A 15,978-nucleotide genomic window follows, 5' to 3' on the forward strand; every position below is an offset into this window, starting at 1 on the left:
TGAAGTTATTGCCGGACACGCCGGGCGCACGGGCAATGACTTCATGATCACCGGGACGGGACGGGACGGGACGGGACGGGACGGGACGGGTTGCGGGTTGCGGGTTTTAGCGGGTTGCGGCCTTGGCTTCGGCTTGGGCCTTCATTCGGGCGGCGCGGTCGATGTCGGCCTGCTGGACGGCCGCTACCGAACCGAAGATGCTGACCGCCTGGTAGTAGGTCCAGGCCAGGCTGTAGCAGGCCGGGCGGACGACCGAGTTGTACGTGGTGCAGACGCGCTTCAGGTCCTCGTAGAAGGCGCTGTCGAGGCGCGACTTGTTGGCGGAGAACTGGCCGACCGCCTTGTAGTTGCGGTAGCCGAAGTCGTGCCGGTAGCAGCCCAGGTTGAAGGTGAAGCCGAGCGGGTTGTCCGGGCTGGACGAGCAGTAGTCGGTGGACCAGTTGAAGTTGTACTCGGCCCAGGGGGCCCGGTTGACCCGGGCGCTGTTCCACGAGTTGTAGCTGGAGGCGCTGGTCTGGGTCCAGCTGGACAGCACGGACAGCTTCTGGGCGGGGGTGACGGCGGCGGCGGGGGAGGCGATGGCGAGGGTGGCGAGCAGCGCTAATGCGCCCGAGGCGAGCAGGGTGGCGAGACGTCGGGGCACGGTTTACCTCCGCGGGGGTGAGCGGGTGGGACGGAAGTTACCGGCGAGTTACCGGATGTCGATGAGTGTCGATCAGCTGATCAACTAGGCGGTATGCGTCTCGCCAACTATTGGTGACATACGTTGAAACAGACGAATGCCCCGGACGCGCGAGGCGTCCGGGGCATTCGGAGAAGCGGGTCAGCGCCTGACGAATGTCGGCGGGCTGGCGGGGCTCTCGTTGGCCGACCGGTCCAGGGCGGTCAGCTGGTAGGTGTAGCGCCGACCGGGCTCGGCCGAGGCGTCCACCCAGGACTGGACGTTTCCGGGTGTGGCCCGGACGGTGTCGACCAGGTGTGCCGCGTCGGCCGTGGCGCACCGGCCGGGCAGCGTGGTGCCGTCGAACCGGTAGATCGCGTACGAGGTGGCGGTGCCGAGCGGGCCGACGCCGTCGGCGGGCTGCCGCCAGGTGAGCCGGACCCCGTCGGCCTGCCGGGTCGCCTTGCTGACCACCGGGAAGAGCAGCGGCCGGGCCGGCAGGTGGGGCATGGCCGGCACCAGTGCCGGGCGGGAGTAGTGCTCGCCCGCGTAGATGTCGGTGGCGCCGAGGCGGTTGGCCCGCACCTGCACCGCTGAGAAGTGCACGTTGCCCTGCACCTCCGGGTACGACCGGTTGAGCGTCAGGTGGTCGGACAGCTCACGCGGGTTCTGCCAGTACGGCCCGTACGCCGGGTCGCCGCTCTTGTAGTCGGCCTGGCCGATGTAGAGCTGCACGCGGGTGCCGCGCACCGTCTCGGCCCACCACGGCACGAGGCGCGCGTAGTCGGCGGCCGGGTACTGGCCGATGTACCAGTAGAGCTGCGGCACCACGTAGTCGATCCACTCCTGCTTGATCCACTTGCGGGTGTCGGCGGAGATGATGTCGTACGACTGGCTGCCGGTGGTGTCCGAGCCGAGCGGGTCGACGGTCTTGTTGCGCCAGATGCCGAACGGGCTGACGCCGAACTTCACCCACGGCTTCGCGGCCTTGATCTTGCCGTTCATCTCCTGGATCAGCAGGTTGATGTTGTCCCGCCGCCAGTCGGCCCGGTCGGTGAAGCCCCGGTTGTGAGCCGCGAACGTCGCGTCGTCCGGCACCTGGTAGGTGCCGCTGGGGTAGGGGTAGAAGTAGTCGTCGAAGTGGACGCCGTCGATGTCGTACCGCTTGACGGCGTCCATCATGGCGGTCTGGACGAACTCGCGTACCTCGGGGATTCCGGGGTTGTAGTAGAGCCGGCTGCCGGCGACGCCGGCCGGCGGGTAGGCGAAGGTCCAGTCGGGGTGCTGCTGGGCCGGGTGGCCGGGGGCGAGCTGGGTCAGGTCGGCGCCGGCGCCGCCGGGGGCCGGCATGGAGACGCGGTACGGGTTGAACCAGGCGTGGAACTCCAGGTTCCGCTTGTGCGACTCGTCAACCAGGAAGGCCAGTGGGTCCCAGCCCGGGTCCTGGCCGCGTATCCCGGTCAGGTACTCCGACCAGGGCTCGTACGGCGAGGGCCAGAGCGCGTCGGCGGTGGGCCGGACCTGCACCACGACGGCGTTGTGGTGCAGTCGCCCGGCCAGGTCGAGCAGCTCGCGGTACTCGGCCTGCTGGGCCGCGATCCGGTCCGGGTTGGTCTGGGACGCCTTGCTGGGCCAGTCGATGTTGACCACCGACGAGATCCACATGGCCCGGAACTGCCGTTTCGGGGTGGCCGGGTCGGTGGCGCAGGTGGCGGTGGTGGTGTCGGCCGCGCTGGGTGCGGCGCTCGCGGGGGTGGCGCTGACGAACGTGCCGAGCAGGGCTGCGACCAGCCCGGCGACTCCGAGTCGGGTGGCTTTCATGCGGTGTGTCCCTTCGTTGGGGCTCCCGGATGTTTCGCGCGGCGCGCGGCAAGATTCGCCGTCGATGTCCGCGTTGCTGGTAGGAAATTTTCACAGTCTGGCCGTCGCCGCAAGAGTTCGTGGTTGACCAATCGCGCCGCTGGGTAGCAACGCCGGTCACCGGCCGCCACGGAGGTGGTCGCACGGTGGGAGGGGTGACCGGGTGTCCGTGCTGCGTACGAAACCAATCAAGGACGTGATAGCCCAGGGTGAGGCGGACGGCAGCGACGGCCAGCTGGGGCTGAAGAGACGGCTCGGCGCGGTCGACCTCACCGGCTTCGGCATCGGCATCGTGATCGGCACCGGCATCTTCACGCTCACCGGGATCGAGGCCCGGGACAGCGCCGGGCCGGGCGTCGTGATCTCCTTCGCCATCGCCGGCGTGGTCGCCCTGCTCGCCGCCCTCTGCTACGCCGAGCTGGCCTCCAGCGTGCCGACCGCCGGCAGCGCCTACACCTACGCGTACGCCACGATGGGTGAGATCGTCGCCTGGATCATCGGCTGGGACCTGCTGCTGGAGTTCGCGCTCGGCGCCGCCGTGGTGGCCCGAGGCTGGTCCGGCTACCTCGCCGAACTGCTCGACCTGCCGACCCGCTGGTTCGGCGAGGAGGGCAGCACTGTCAACGTGGGCGCCATCGCCATCGTGCTGATCCTCGGCATCGTGGCGATCGTCGGCATCCGGGAATCCGCCCGGATCACCAACCTGCTGGTGCTGGTCAAGGTGGCCATCTGCGTCTTCGTGGTGGTCGCCGGGCTGTTCTTCGTCAAGGCCGCCAACCTCACCCCGTTCATCCCGCCGGCCGAGCCCGCCGGGAGCGGCGACGACGGCATCAAGCAGCCGGTCACGCAGGCGCTCTTCGGGCTGGAGCCGTCGGTCTTCGGCTTCGTCGGGGTGCTCAGCGCCGCCGCCGTGGTCTTCTTCGCGTACACCGGCTTCGAGGCAGTGGCCAACCTGGGCGAGGAGACGCGGAAGCCCAAGCGGGACCTCACACTGGGTCTGCTCGGCACGCTGCTGATCTCCACAGTGCTCTACATCGGCGTCTCGCTGGTGCTGGTCGGGATGGTGCCGTACACCGAGATCGACCGGGGCGCCCCGATCGCGTCGGCCTTCGAGTCGGTCGGCGCGGGCTGGGCCGCCGTGCTGGTCTCCATCGCCGCGGTCGCGGGCCTGACCAGCGTCATCCTGGTCGACCTGGTCGCGATGGGCCGGATCGGCTTCGCCATCGCCCGGGACGGGTTGATCCCACCCTCGATCGCTAAGGTGCACCCGCGCTGGGGCACCCCGTACCGGATCTCGGCGATCATGACGGTGGCTGTCGCGCTGCTGGCCGGCTTCCTGCCGCTGTCCGCGCTGGCCGACCTGGTCAGCATCGGCGCGCTCTGCGCGTTCGTCCTCGTGTCGGTGGCGGTGCCGATCCTGCGCCGCAAGCGGCCGGATCTGGAGCGGCCGTTCCGGGTGCCGTTCTCACCGGTGCTGCCGATCGTCTCGGCGCTGGCCTGCTTCTACCTGATGCTCAACCTGTCGGTGGAGACCTGGCTGCGGTTCCTGGCCTGGATGCTGCTCGGCGCGTTGATCTACTTCGGCTACGGCTACCGCCGCAACCGGCTGGCCCAGCACGAGCCCGCGGTTGCCCCGGCTCCGCGCGAGCCGACCGACTGACCTGCGAGGTGCGGAAGGGCCCCGTTTCCGGGGCCCTTCCGCACGATCAGCTCAGGGGCGGGGCTGCGGCGTGGCCGTCGGGCCCTTGACGACTGGCTTGCCGTCGACCCAGGTCACCTCGTCGAGCCACACCTGTCGACCCGGGTCGGTGCTGCCCTCCTGGCCGGGCGGCCAGGCGTGGTACAAAAGCCAGGTCCGGCCGTCCTTGACCACCATCGACGCGTGGCCGGGGCCCGAGGCGGCCTCGTTGCTCTTCAGGATCGGGTTCTCGGCGGCCTTCACACACGGGCCGGTCGGGCTCTCGCAGACCGCGTAGCCCTCGGCGTATTCCGCCCGGTCGTACGCGTTGGCGGCGAAGAAGAGCAGCAGCCGGCCGTCCTGACGGTGGAAGAACGGCCCCTCGATAAGGGTGCCCTCCCATGGTTCGGTCTGCTTCAGCAGCTTCGTCGGCTCGCCGATGAGGGTCAGGCCGTCGTCGGCGAGGCGCTGCGACCAGAGCCAGGTGTCCACCCCGATCGCGTTGCCGTCGTTCTTCCACAGCAGCCACAGGCTGCCGTCGGTGTCCCGGTACGGGCTGGCGTCGATCGCCCCGCCAAGGTCGGCCTGGCAGATCAGCGGGCCGGCCGCATCATCGCGGTACGGTCCCTGCGGTGCGCTGGCCACCGCCCGCCCGACGCACTGCCGCCCCGACTCGCGGCCGGCGACGGTGTAGTAGAGCAGAAAGCGGTCCGGCGCGAGCTGGATCGCCTCCGGCGCCCAGGTCTTACCAGCGTCCGCCCAGTCCGGCAGCGCCGGCAGGGCGTCACCGGCCTCGGTCCAGTCGATGAGATCCGTCGAGGTGAGCACGGGGACGTTGCGGCCCCCGGAGTTGGTGTGGAACAGGTACCAGGTGTCGCCCACCCGGATCGCCTGCGGGTCCGGGGCGTCGCTTCTGACCACGGGGTTGGTGAACATGCTGGGGTCGCTCCCGTTGCTCGTGGTGGGCGTGGGCTCGGTGTCGTCGGCGCAGCCCGCAACGAGCAGCGCGGCGGCGAGAACGATCGCCGCCGCGCCGCGTCGCCGGGCGATGACGCGCGTCATCCCTTCAGACCGCTGCGGGAGACGCCCTGGATGATGTGTCGCTGGGCCAGCACGAAGAGGATCAGCACCGGCAGGCTGGCCAGTACCGCACCCGCCATGATCACCGGGTAGTCGGTGACGAAGGCGCCCTGGAGCAGGCCCAGGCCCGGCGGCAGGGTGAGCTGCTCAGGGCTGAACAGCACGAAGATCGGCCAGAGGAAGTCGTTCCAGTTGGTGAGGAACGACAGCACGGCCAGCGTGGCCAGCGCCGGCCTGGACAGCGGCAGCACCACCTTGAAGAAGATCTGCCACTGGTTGGCGCCGTCGAGCGTGGCGGCCTCCTCCAGCTCGTTCGGCAGGGAGAGGAAGAACTGCCGCAGGAAGAACACACCGAACGCGCTGGCCGCGCCGGGCACCACGACCACGGCGAGGGTGTCGATCCAGTTGAGCTGGTCGACGATCAGGAAGTTCGGGATGATCAGCGAGGTCGGCGGGATGAACAGCGTCCCGACGATCAGTGCGAAGGTCACCCCGCGTCCCCGGAACTTCAGCCGGGCCAGGGAGTACGCGGCCATCGAGGCGGTCACCAGCACCAGCGCCGAGTGCAGCGTGGCGGCCAGCATGCTGTTGAGGAACCAGCGCAGCACCGGGTTGGCCGAGTTGTTGAGGACCTGTTCGTAGCCGTACCCGGCGAGTGGGTTCGGCAGCCAGCTCGGTGGGATCTGCTGGGCGGCGGTGTAGGTCTTCAGCGAGGTGATGACCATCCACACCAGCGGAACCAGAAAGATCAGAGCCAGGGCGACCAGGGTGGCGTAGAGCCCGACCCGGCGCAGCCCCGGTGCGGTGCCGTCGGTGGTCGGCGTGGGCGTCGTCATGGCGGTCCCCTCAGTCTTCCTTGTAGCGGAAGAGGCGGAAGTTGGCGATGCTCACGACCGCCAGCAGCAGGGCGAACACGATGCTCATCGCGGCGGCGCGACCGGCGTTGTTGTTCCGCAGGCCCTCCTCGACGATGAACCACACCACGGTGCGGGTCTCCGTGCCGGGCGTCCCCTGGGTGATCAGGAACGACTGGCCGAACATGTTCGCCGAGGCGAGCACTGTCGTCGTGATCACGAAGAGCAGCACCGGGCGCAGCCCGGGCATTGTCACGTTCCGGAACCGCTGCCAGGCGTTGGCACCGTCCATTCGGGCCGCCTCGTACAGCTCGGGTGAAATGTCCTGGAGGCCCGCCAGGTAGATCACCGCGTTGAAGCCCGACGTCCACCAGACGGTGACACCGACCAGAGAGATCCAGGCCCACGGCATGTTGGTCACCCAGGGCGTGTCCGACGGCAGCCCGACCGCCCCGAGGAGCCGATTGACCAGGCCCAGGTTGGCGTCGAGCAGGAACCGCCAGAGCAGGCCGATCACCGCGACACCCAGCACGTACGGCGCGAAGTAGATCGCCCGGAAGAACGTCCGTCCCGGGAACGAGCGGTTGAGCAGCAGTGCCAACCCCAGCGGTACGACCACCAGCAGCGGCACCGACAGCACCGTGAAGATCGCGGTGGCCCGGACGCTCTGCCACCAGTCGCCGTAGACGGCGGAGTCGCTGGAGAAGAGTTGCTTGTAGTTGTCCAACCCGACGAACGGCCGGTTGGGCAGCTGGAAGTCCCACTGGTGCACGCTCAGCCAGACGCCGAGGACGATCGGCAGCAGGCCGAACACCCCGAACAGGACCAGGTAGGGAGCGAGGAGCAGATATGGCGTCGCCCGTCTGGTCCGACCCGCCGAGGCGGCCCGGCGGGCTGCGTTGGCCGCCGAGGGCGGCGCGTCACCGCGCGCCGCCCCGACCTCGATCACGTCCGCCACGGGGTATCAGCTCCCGTACTTCTTGCGGTTGTCCTCGAGCTGCTTGTTGGCCTTGGCCACACCGTCGTCCAGCGCCTGCTTGGGCGACTTCTTGCCCAGCGCCGCCTCGTTGAAGGAGTTGTAGAAAGTGGTCATGACCTCGCCGAGACCCGGGGCCGCCGGCGGGAACGCCGCGTACTCCAGCTCGGGGGCGAGCGACGAGATCTCCGGCAGCGCCTTGAACTCGGCGCCCTCGCGGACGGCCTTACGGGCCGGCACCTGGCCGCCCTTCGCCCAGTCCAGCGAGTGCTCGCTGAGCCAGTTGATGAAGACCTTGGCGCCGGAGACCTTGTTGGCGTCGTTGGCCCGCTGCTTGACGATGGTGAAGTTGTGCGAGTTGGCCCACGCGGCCGGCTTGCTGCCGATCTGCGGGAGCGGAGCGACGCCCCACTGCACGTCGGGGCTCTTCTTCAGATCGTTGATCTGCCAGATGCCGTTCCAGGTGAAGGCGTTCTTGCCGCTCTTGAACGACAGGTAGTCGGCGTCCTGACCGACGTTGGCCGGCGAGAAGCCCTGCTTGACCATGTCGACCAGCCAGGTGCACGCCTCGACCGCCGGGTCCGAGTTGAAGGTGGCCTTGGCCACGTCCGCGTCGAACAGGGTGGCACCCCACTGGTTGAGCAGCGAGTAGAAGGTCATGCCGCCGGTGAACTGGAACGGGCTGACCCAGAAGCCCTGGATGCCGGCCTTCTTCAGCTCGGTCAGCGCGGCGACGTAGTCGTCCTTGGTCGTCGGCGGCTTGTTCGGGTCCAGGCCGGCCTTCTGCATGACGGCCTTGTTGTAGTAGAAGCCCAGCGGGTGCATGTCCAGCGGGATGCCGTACCGCTTGTTGTTGTAGAGCCCGCCCTTCCACACCGTGGGGGCGAAGTCGCCCTCGGCGAGCTCCAGATTCTTGGCGACGTCGTCCAGCTCGGTGATCACGCCGCGGGCGGCGAAGGTGGCGAGCTGGTCCATGTGCATGACCGCGATGTCCGGGCCGTTGCCGCTGGAGGCCGCACCGGGGAGCTTGTTGTAGTAGTCCTCCCACTGGTAGGTGGCCACCGACACGGCGATGTTCTTGTGCTCGGTGTTGAACTGGTTCACCAGCGTCTTGAAGATGTCGCCGTCACCGCCGGTGAAGCCGTTCCACAGCTTCAGGTCCACCTTGGGTCCGGTGTACTCCTTGCCCCCGTTGCCGGCGGCCGGCCCGGAGGCGCTGTCATCGCCGCCGCCGCAACCCGCGAGGGTCAGCGAGGCCGCGGCGCCGAGTCCGAGACCGAGGCCGAGCAGGCGACGCCGGCTCATGTCGTTCTGGATCATGCTTTATCTCTCCTTGAGGGGGAACGGAATGAATTGTGCCTGCTCAGAACCGGTGTGACACCTATGCGTTGGCCGGGCCGAAGCGGAGCACGCTCCAGGACACGGCGGGCAGGCGCACTGTGCACCGGCCGCCGTCGGGGGTGGGGGTGAGCAGGTCCCGAGGCGTCACCCGGTCGGGGTCGGCCTCGGTGTTCGTCGCCGACGGGTCAGACCCGGCAGCGATGCTCTGGAAGGACAGGCCGGACATCACCGGCAACCCGCGCAGATCGATCTCCAGCGGGAGGTCGGTGGAGTCCCGGTTGACCGCGAACACGGTCAGCTCGCCGGTCTCCTCGTCGTGCACGGCGACCGTGTCGAGCACCGGCACGTCCCCGTACTTCTTCGTGTCGTAGCGCGGCGACACCGGGTCGGTGCGCAGCACGGTGCCCCGGGCGTACCGGGCGGTCAGCGCGAACGGGTGGAAGATGCTCTGCCGCCAGGCCGGGCCGCCGTTGCGGGTACGGATCGGCGCGATCACGTTGGCCAGCTGGGCCTGCGCGGCCACCCCGACCCGGTCCGCGTGCCGCAGCAGGGTGATCAGCAGATCGCCGACGACCACCGCGTCGATCGCCGTGAAGTCGTCCTCGATCAGCGCCGGGGCCTCGACCCAGCCACGGCGGTCCAGGTCGGCCTGGAGGCGGGACTCGTACCAGACGTTCCACTCGTCGAAAGAGATCTTCAGCTTGCGCTTGTGCCGCTGCTTGGCGGCCACGTGGTCGGCGGTCGCGACGACCTCGGTGATGAAGTTGTCCATGTCGACGGCCGACGCCAGGATGCTGGCCTGGTCGCCGTCGGACGGGTCGTAGTAGGTGTGCGCCGAGATGTAGTCGACGTGCTCGTAGGTGTGCTCCAGCACCGTCGCCTCCCACGAGGCGAAGGTGGGCATCCGCCGGTTGGAGCTGCCGCAGGCGATCAGGCTGATCGACGGGTCGATCAGCTTCATCGCGCGGGCGGCCTCGGCGGCGAGGCGGCCGTACTCGTCGGCGGTCTTGGCGCCGACCTGCCACGGGCCGTCCATCTCGTTGCCCAGGCACCACAGCCGCACGCCGTACGGGTCCTCGGCGCCGTGCTTGCGCCGCAGGTCGGAGAGCTCGGTGCCGCCCGGGTGGTTGGCGTACTCCAGCAGGTCCAGTGCCTCCTGGACACCCCGCGTGCCGAGGTTGACCGCCATCATCGGCTCGACGCCGGCCTCGGCGGCCCACGTCATGAACTCGTCAAGCCCGAACGCGTTGGTCTCGATCGTCTTCCAGGCCAGGTCGAGCCGGCGCGGCCGGTCACCGACCGGGCCGACGCCGTCCTCCCAGCGGTAGCCGGAGACGAAGTTGCCGCCCGGGTAGCGGACGACCGAGACGCCCAGCTCGCGGGTGAGGTCCAGTACGTCGCGGCGCAGGCCGCGGGAGTCGGCGGTGGGGTGGCCGGGCTCGTAGATGCCGCCGTAGACGCACCGCCCCATGTGCTCGACGAAGGAGCCGAAGAGGCGTCGGTCGGCCGGGCCGATGGAGAAGGCCGGGTCGATCGTCAGCTGCGCGGTCCGCAAGGGGGTGCCACCTTTCCTCGTGCCGATGCTCAGGTGAGCGCGGTCACCGTTCACCTTGTGTCCATCGTTTTACAACGTTGTAGGCAACGTTGTAAAGGGTTGCTGAGGCGGTAGGGTGCGGAGTGTTACATCGGGGAGGTTTCGGAGTGCGACAAAGGCTCAAAGATGTGGCCGAACGGGCCGGGGTGTCGGTGAAGACCGTCTCCAACGTGGTCAACGGTTACGTGCACGTTCGGCCGGACACCCGCGCCCGAGTCGAAGAGGCGATCGCCGAGCTCAACTACCGGCCCAACCTCTCCGCCCGTCACCTCCGCAAGGGCCGCACGGGCGTGATCGCGCTGGCCGTTCCGGAACTGGACATCCCGTACTTCGCCGAGCTGGCCCGCCATGTGGTCACCGCCGCCGCCCAGTACGGCTGGACGGTGCTGATCGACCAGACCGGCGGTCGGCGTGAGCAGGAGCGGGTGGTTGCCTCCGGCATCACCGACCACCTGATCGACGGGCTCATCTTCAGCCCGTTGGCGCTCACCGCGGAGGATCTGGCCGGCCTGGACGGCACTCCCATGGTGCTGCTCGGCGAGCGGGTCGATCATGGCCCCGCCGATCGCGTGGTGATCGACAACGTGACGGCGGCCCGCGAGATCACCGCCCACCTGATCCGGCTCGGCCACCGCCGGATCGCGGCCATCGGCTCGCAGCGCACCGACGAGGGTGCCAGTGCCCGGCTGCGCCTGGCCGGTTACCGCGACGCGCTGCTCGCCGCCGGGCTCGGCTACGACGAGACAATGGTGGCGCCCGCGTCGGCCTGGCACCGCGCCGACGGCGCGGCCGCGATGCGCGGCCTGCTCACCTCCGGCGTACGCCCCGACGCCGTCTTCTGCTTCAACGACACGCTGGCCCTCGGTGCCCTGCGTGCGTTGCACGAGGCCGGTCTGCGGGTGCCCGAGGACGTGGCGGTGGTCGGCTTCGACGACATTGAGGACGGCCGCTTTTCGATTCCGACCCTGAGCACCGTCGCCCCGGACAAGGAGAAGATCGCCCAACTGGCCGTCGAACTCCTCGCCAACCGACTGGACGGCGACCGCACCGCCCCGGCGAGAGAGGTCTCCGCCCCCTACCGTCTGGAGATCCGCGAATCCACCGAGGCCCGCTGACCCGGTACCGGGTCCGTCAGTCGAAGAAGCGGGCCAGGTGGGTTCTCGGGGCGGTCTCGGCGTCCGGGGGGAGTGGAGTCAGGTCGGCGAAGATCGAGGCGCCGTCACAGCCCGCGTGCAGGGGATACCACAGCGGGGTGCCCGGTGGACGGCCCTGGCAGATCCCCTTGAACGTCTGCACGTCCATCAGTCGGACGTGGGTCGGGTCGGCCACCGCGTTCACATGCCCCCACCAGGGGCTCATCACGTGCAGCACCCCACCGGGGCGGAGCACCCGGTGACACTCGTCGACCAGCGGCAGGAAGTCGATCAGGTGCTCCAGGATGTGCACCGCGAAGAGGACGTCCACCGAGTTGTCGGCGAGCGGCAGCGAGCCGGACAGGTCCGCCACGGCATTCACGCCGGGCGCCGGGTAGATGTCCAGCCCCAGGTTGCTCGACCACTGCTTGGTCGGCCCACAACCAAGATCCACCACCACTGGCGCGCGCCCGCCGATGCCGACGCGGCACCAGACGCCGTAGACACCGGCCAGCCGTCCCACCAGGTCCCGCGCCAGCCGTAGCTGGGCGGGCTCGGCCACGTCGCCGCTCAGATGCGCCACCCCGCGGTCGAACCGCACCTCGACCGCCAGGTCCCGCAGCCGATCATCGTGGCGGACCTGGTCCGCCCATGCCTGGGCGAGGAAATCGTCTATCGCCCGCAGCCGGTCGGCCGAGGGCGGAGTCTGTGCCAAAGCGACCATTCGGGGCCACCTCCCGCCGCGCGATACCCGCAATCGCGCCCGTTATGCCCCGCTCGTCCACGTCCGTCGTTGCCCGGGCGCGGCGGGCCAAGGGCGTGTCGCAGGATGCGGGGCAGGACCACAATCGTCGTGATGCCACACAGACATCAGAATGACTGTGTGGCATCACGCTCGTAGGAGACACCGCCGTCACGGACCGGGTGGGGTCAGCCCGAGAGGGTACGCCGGCCCCCGCGCATCCGCTGGCGGGGCGGCGGGTCGGCGGGCTTCGGCCGCTTGAGGTGGTAGCGGTGCAGTTCGTGGTTGCCGGGCAGGGACGGGTCCTCGCTCATCGCGACCAACTCCCAGCCCTGGTCGCCGGCCCGGTTCAGGTGGGCCAGCGAGGTGTCGCCGTACGGCGTCACGTCGACCATCGAGCCGTCCGGGCCGTACCAGACGAAGACGACCTCCCAGCCGAGGTCGGTGGTCGCGGCCTGGCGGCGGCGGACCAGCAGGGCGTACTCCCACTTGAGCATGGCGTCATTCTCACCCCGCGCCGGCCCGCGGGCACGGATCAATCCTCGGCGATCCGCCCGGCGTCGACCCGCAGTCGCCTGTTGGTCTCGATGGCGGCCAGCATCCGCCGGTCGTGGGTGACCAGCAGCAGCGTTCCGGGATAGCTGGCCAGCGCCGATTCGAGCTGCTCGATGGCGGGCAGGTCCAGGTGGTTGGTGGGCTCGTCCAGCACCAGCAGGTTGACCCCACGGCCCTGGAGCAGGGCCAACGCGGCCCGGGTCCGCTCACCGGGGGAGAGGGTGGCCGCCGGTCGGGGCACGTGCGCCGCCCGCAGGCCGAACTTGGCCAGCAGGGTCCGCGCGTCCGCCGGCGACAGGTGGGGTACGGCCGCCTCGAACGCGTCGATCAGCGGCACGTCGCCGAGGAACAGCCCGCGGGCCTGGTCCACCTCGCCGACCACCACGCCGGGCCCGAGCGAGGCGGTGCCGGCGTCCAGCGGCAGCCGGCCCAGCAGCGCGGCCAACAGGGTGGACTTGCCCGAGCCGTTCGCCCCGGTCACCGCGACCCGGTCCGCCCAGTCGATCTGGAGGTCGACCGGGCCGAGGGTGAAGCCGCCCCGGCGTACGACGGCTCCGCGCAGCGTGGCCACGACGGCGCCGGCGCGGGGCGCGGCGGCGATCTCCATCCGCAGCTCCCACTCCTTGCGGGGCTCCTCGACCACGTCGAGCCGTTCGATCAGCCGTTCGGTCTGCTTGGCCTTGGCGGCCTGCTTCTCGCTGGACTCGCTGCGGAACTTGCGGCCGATCTTGTCATTATCGGTGGCCTTGCGGCGGGCGTTCCGCACGCCCTTCTCCATCCAGCCACGCTGGGTGCGGGCCCGAGCCTCCAGCCCGGCCTTGGTGTCGGCGTACTCCTCGAAGTCCGCGCGGGCGTGCCGGCGCGCCACCTCGCGCTCCTCCAGGTAGGCCGCGTAGCCGCCGCCGTAGTGGTGCACCTGCTGCTGTGCCAGGTCCAGCTCCACGACCCGGGTCACAGTGCGGGTGAGGAACTCCCGGTCGTGGCTGACCAGCACCGTGCCGGCGCGCAGCCCGGTGACGAACTCCTCCAGCCGCTCCAACCCGGCCAGGTCCAGGTCGTTTGTCGGCTCGTCGAGCAGGAACACGTCGTACCGGCTGAGCAGCAGCGACGCGAGCCCGGCCCGGGCCGCCTGACCGCCGGAGAGCCCGATCGTCGGGTGGTCCAGATCGACAGCGAGCCCCAGGTCGGCGCTCACCTGCTCGGCGCGTTCGTCCAGGTCCGCGCCGCCCAGGGCGAGCCAGCGCTCCAGCGCGTCGCCGTACGCGTCGTCGGCGCCCGCCGCCCCGGCGGTCAGCGCCTCGGTCGCCGCGTCCAACGCCGCCTGCGCGGCGGTCACCCCGGTCCGGCGGGCCAGGAAGTCCCGTACCGTCTCGCCCGGTCGCCGTTCCGGCTCCTGGGGCAGGTGTCCGACGCTCGCGGTGGGCGGGCTGAGCCGCACGCTGCCGGCCTCGACCGGCAACAATCCGGCGAGGGTACGCAGCAGCGTCGACTTGCCGGCCCCGTTCGGCCCGACCAGCCCGACCACGTCGCCGGGGGCGACCACCAGGTCCAATCCGGCGAAGAGCGGGCGGTCGCCGTGCCCGGCGGCCAGGTCCTTGACGATCATCGTGGCGCTCATCAGGACGGCAGCCTATCCGGCCGCCCGCATACGACCGGCCGGCAGCGGGCAGACTCAACGACGTGGTGACCACACTGGCGATCGACTGTGGCGGCGGAGGCATCAAGGCGTCCGTGCTCGACGAGGCGGGAACGATGCGGGCCCGGCCGTTGCGGGTGCCCACCCCGTACCCGCTGCCGCCCGCGTTGTTCGTCCGGACCCTGCGGGATCTCGGCGGGCGCCTGCCGACGGCGGACCGGCTCACTGTCGGCGTACCCGGGATGATCCGGCACGGAGTGGTGGTGAGCACGCCGCACTACGTGACCCGCAGCGGCCCCCGAAGCCGGGTCGACCCGGACCTGGTCGCCGAATGGTCCGGCTGGGACGCGCGCGGCGCGCTTGCCGACGCGTTCGGGGTGCCGGCGCTGGTGCTCAACGACGCCGAGGTGCACGGCGCCGGGGTGGTCGCCGGCACCGGGTGCGAGCTGGTGCTGACCCTGGGGACGGGGCTGGGCAGCGCGCTCTTCGACGGCGGGGTGCTCGCACCGCACCTGGAGCTGTCGCACGCGCCGGTGCGCTGGGGCACCACCTACGACACGTACGTCGGCGAGCCGGAACGGCGGCGGCTCGGCGACGCCTTCTGGTCCCGTCGGATCCGGCAGGTGGTGGACGGGCTCCGCCCGGTGTTCCGCTGGGACCGGCTCTACCTGGGCGGAGGCAACTCCCGACTGATCCGGCCCGAGCAGCTGGCCCGGATGGGCGACGACGTGGTGGTGGTGCCGAACACCGCCGGAATCGTCGGCGGTGTCCGCGCCTGGGAACTCTCCGCCGGACGCCGGGACGCCCGCGCCTGAGCCTTCGGCGCCCGTCGGCGCCCGTCGGCGGCCTTCGGCGGCCCGAACTGACCCGATCTCGACGCCGGGAACAGTCGCCAAACTTCCGGTGTTGTGCCAGCGTCGGAACAGGTGACGGTGCGACCCGAGGAGGTGGCAGATGGATCTTCTGGCGGACTACCGGCGGGCGACCATGTTCTTCGAAACCGGTGACCCCAGCGGGGCAGCCCGACTGCTGGAGCCGATCATCGACGCCGAACCCGGCAACGCGGCGGTCCGGCAACTGCTGGCCCGGGCGTACTTCCAGTCGGCCCAGCTCAACCGGGCCGAGGAGCACCTGCGTGAGTTGGTCGAGCGGGACCCGAGCGACCACTACGCGCACCACGTGCTCGGTCGGACGCTCGAACGGCTGAACCGACACACCGACGCGCTGCGGCACCTGCGGATCGCCGCCGCGATGTACGCGGCCAACGACGACTACCGGACCGCGCTGGAGCGGGTGGAGACCCGCCTCGGCGGCAGGCGCTGAGCCTGACCCGGTGACGCGTGCGGGGCGGCCCTTCGGGGCCGCCCCTTCGTCGTCTGGCGGGCGACCTGTCGGACGTGCCCAGGGCGTGTGTCGAAGTCCTCGGTCGAGCCGAGGCGGAGTCCAGGCGGCGGTCCGGCAAGGCGGAGGTTGGCCCGGATACCGGTGTTGTATCCGGGCCAACCTCCAACGCGGCCGGCCGTGGTCTGGGCCCGCCGCAGGCCGGCCAGGGGCTTCGACACACGCCCTAGGATGGCGGACATGGGACCTGACCGGCGGGGGGCTGCGGCATGAAGCTCAAGCTGGACCTGCACGAGATCTTCAACAAGGGCCAGGACATCGACCGGGCGTTGCGCGGGATCATGGACGAGGCGGTGGCGAAGAAGGCCACCCTCGTCGAGATCATCCCCGGCAAGGGGTCCGGCCAGCTCAAGAAGCGAGTGCTGCGGTTCCTCGACCAGAAGGACGTCAAGCAGCTCTATCACCGCGTCGAGAAGGACTCGAAGAACTTCGGCCGCCTCTTCGTCCATTTCCGCTGGAAATGAGAG

15 protein-coding genes are annotated in these 15,978 nt (G+C 70.1%); 5 read left to right on the forward strand and 10 right to left on the reverse strand.

The annotated features are described in order from the left end of the window. Window positions 1–106: 106 nt before the first annotated feature. Window positions 107–643, reverse strand: coding sequence for a phospholipase (locus ABZS40_RS01860; protein WP_354940737.1), 537 nt, complete (start codon window positions 641–643; stop codon window positions 107–109). Between the two features lie 180 nt (window positions 644–823). After that, entirely contained in the window at window positions 824–2,482 is a 1,659-nt protein-coding gene (locus ABZS40_RS01865; protein WP_354940740.1) for a family 10 glycosylhydrolase, read from the reverse strand. A gap of 202 nt (window positions 2,483–2,684) precedes the next feature. Here ABZS40_RS01865 and ABZS40_RS01870 point away from each other — a divergent pair, with 202 nt between their 5' ends. Continuing rightward, window positions 2,685–4,181 carry an amino acid permease gene (locus ABZS40_RS01870; RefSeq protein ID WP_354940743.1) on the forward strand — a complete coding sequence of 499 codons (1,497 nt, stop codon included), beginning with the start codon at window positions 2,685–2,687 and terminating at the stop codon, window positions 4,179–4,181. Between the two features lie 51 nt (window positions 4,182–4,232). Here ABZS40_RS01870 and ABZS40_RS01875 read toward each other — a convergent pair whose 3' ends face one another. From ABZS40_RS01875 to ABZS40_RS01895, 5 genes are all read right to left on the reverse strand, one after another. Next, window positions 4,233–5,261: a glycoside hydrolase family 43 protein gene (locus tag ABZS40_RS01875; protein WP_354940745.1), complete on the reverse strand. Its 1,029-nt coding sequence runs from the start codon at window positions 5,259–5,261 to the stop codon at window positions 4,233–4,235. After that, window positions 5,258–6,115 carry a carbohydrate ABC transporter permease gene (locus ABZS40_RS01880; RefSeq protein ID WP_354940748.1) on the reverse strand — a complete coding sequence of 286 codons (858 nt, stop codon included), beginning with the start codon at window positions 6,113–6,115 and terminating at the stop codon, window positions 5,258–5,260. Before ABZS40_RS01880 ends, ABZS40_RS01875 begins: the two co-directional genes overlap by 4 nt. 10 nt (window positions 6,116–6,125) lie before the next feature. Further along, window positions 6,126–7,091, reverse strand: a complete 966-nt coding sequence (locus ABZS40_RS01885; protein WP_354940751.1) for a sugar ABC transporter permease — start codon at window positions 7,089–7,091, stop codon at window positions 6,126–6,128. Window positions 7,092–7,097: 6 nt separating this feature from the next. Then, window positions 7,098–8,429 (reverse strand): ABC transporter substrate-binding protein, encoded by a 1,332-nt coding sequence (locus ABZS40_RS01890; RefSeq protein WP_354940754.1) that lies wholly within the window; start codon window positions 8,427–8,429, stop codon window positions 7,098–7,100. Between the two features lie 61 nt (window positions 8,430–8,490). Continuing rightward, window positions 8,491–10,005: an alpha-N-arabinofuranosidase gene (locus tag ABZS40_RS01895; RefSeq protein WP_354940757.1), complete on the reverse strand. Its 1,515-nt coding sequence runs from the start codon at window positions 10,003–10,005 to the stop codon at window positions 8,491–8,493. Window positions 10,006–10,151: 146 nt separating this feature from the next. Here ABZS40_RS01895 and ABZS40_RS01900 point away from each other — a divergent pair, with 146 nt between their 5' ends. After that, window positions 10,152–11,159, forward strand: coding sequence for a LacI family DNA-binding transcriptional regulator (locus tag ABZS40_RS01900; protein WP_354940760.1), 1,008 nt, complete (start codon window positions 10,152–10,154; stop codon window positions 11,157–11,159). 16 nt (window positions 11,160–11,175) lie between these two features. Here ABZS40_RS01900 and ABZS40_RS01905 read toward each other — a convergent pair whose 3' ends face one another. The 3 genes from ABZS40_RS01905 to ABZS40_RS01915 all read right to left on the reverse strand — a co-directional run bounded on the left by ABZS40_RS01905 (window position 11,176) and on the right by ABZS40_RS01915 (window position 14,092). After that, the gene (locus ABZS40_RS01905) at window positions 11,176–11,901 is read right to left on the reverse strand and encodes a methyltransferase domain-containing protein (RefSeq protein ID WP_354940763.1); all 726 of its coding nucleotides are present in this window, start codon (window positions 11,899–11,901) and stop codon (window positions 11,176–11,178) included. Window positions 11,902–12,107: 206 nt separating this feature from the next. Further along, window positions 12,108–12,416, reverse strand: coding sequence for a hypothetical protein (locus ABZS40_RS01910; RefSeq protein ID WP_354940766.1), 309 nt, complete (start codon window positions 12,414–12,416; stop codon window positions 12,108–12,110). Window positions 12,417–12,454: 38 nt separating this feature from the next. Next, window positions 12,455–14,092 carry an ABC-F family ATP-binding cassette domain-containing protein gene (locus ABZS40_RS01915; RefSeq protein ID WP_354940769.1) on the reverse strand — a complete coding sequence of 546 codons (1,638 nt, stop codon included), beginning with the start codon at window positions 14,090–14,092 and terminating at the stop codon, window positions 12,455–12,457. Between the two features lie 62 nt (window positions 14,093–14,154). Here ABZS40_RS01915 and ABZS40_RS01920 point away from each other — a divergent pair, with 62 nt between their 5' ends. From ABZS40_RS01920 to ABZS40_RS01930, 3 genes are all read left to right on the forward strand, one after another. After that, window positions 14,155–14,925 (forward strand): ROK family protein, encoded by a 771-nt coding sequence (locus ABZS40_RS01920; RefSeq protein WP_354940772.1) that lies wholly within the window; start codon window positions 14,155–14,157, stop codon window positions 14,923–14,925. Between the two features lie 139 nt (window positions 14,926–15,064). Then, complete coding sequence (locus tag ABZS40_RS01925) at window positions 15,065–15,433, forward strand: tetratricopeptide repeat protein (protein WP_112584722.1); 369 nt, start codon at window positions 15,065–15,067, stop codon at window positions 15,431–15,433. A 287-nt stretch (window positions 15,434–15,720) separates the two neighbouring features. After that, window positions 15,721–15,975: a Smr/MutS family protein gene (locus ABZS40_RS01930; protein ID WP_007465523.1), complete on the forward strand. Its 255-nt coding sequence runs from the start codon at window positions 15,721–15,723 to the stop codon at window positions 15,973–15,975. Window positions 15,976–15,978 lie beyond the last annotated feature (3 nt).

Source organism: Micromonospora sp. NPDC005324 (assembly GCF_040607155.1).
GTDB classification, from domain to species: Bacteria; Actinomycetota; Actinomycetes; order Mycobacteriales; family Micromonosporaceae; genus Micromonospora; species Micromonospora trifolii.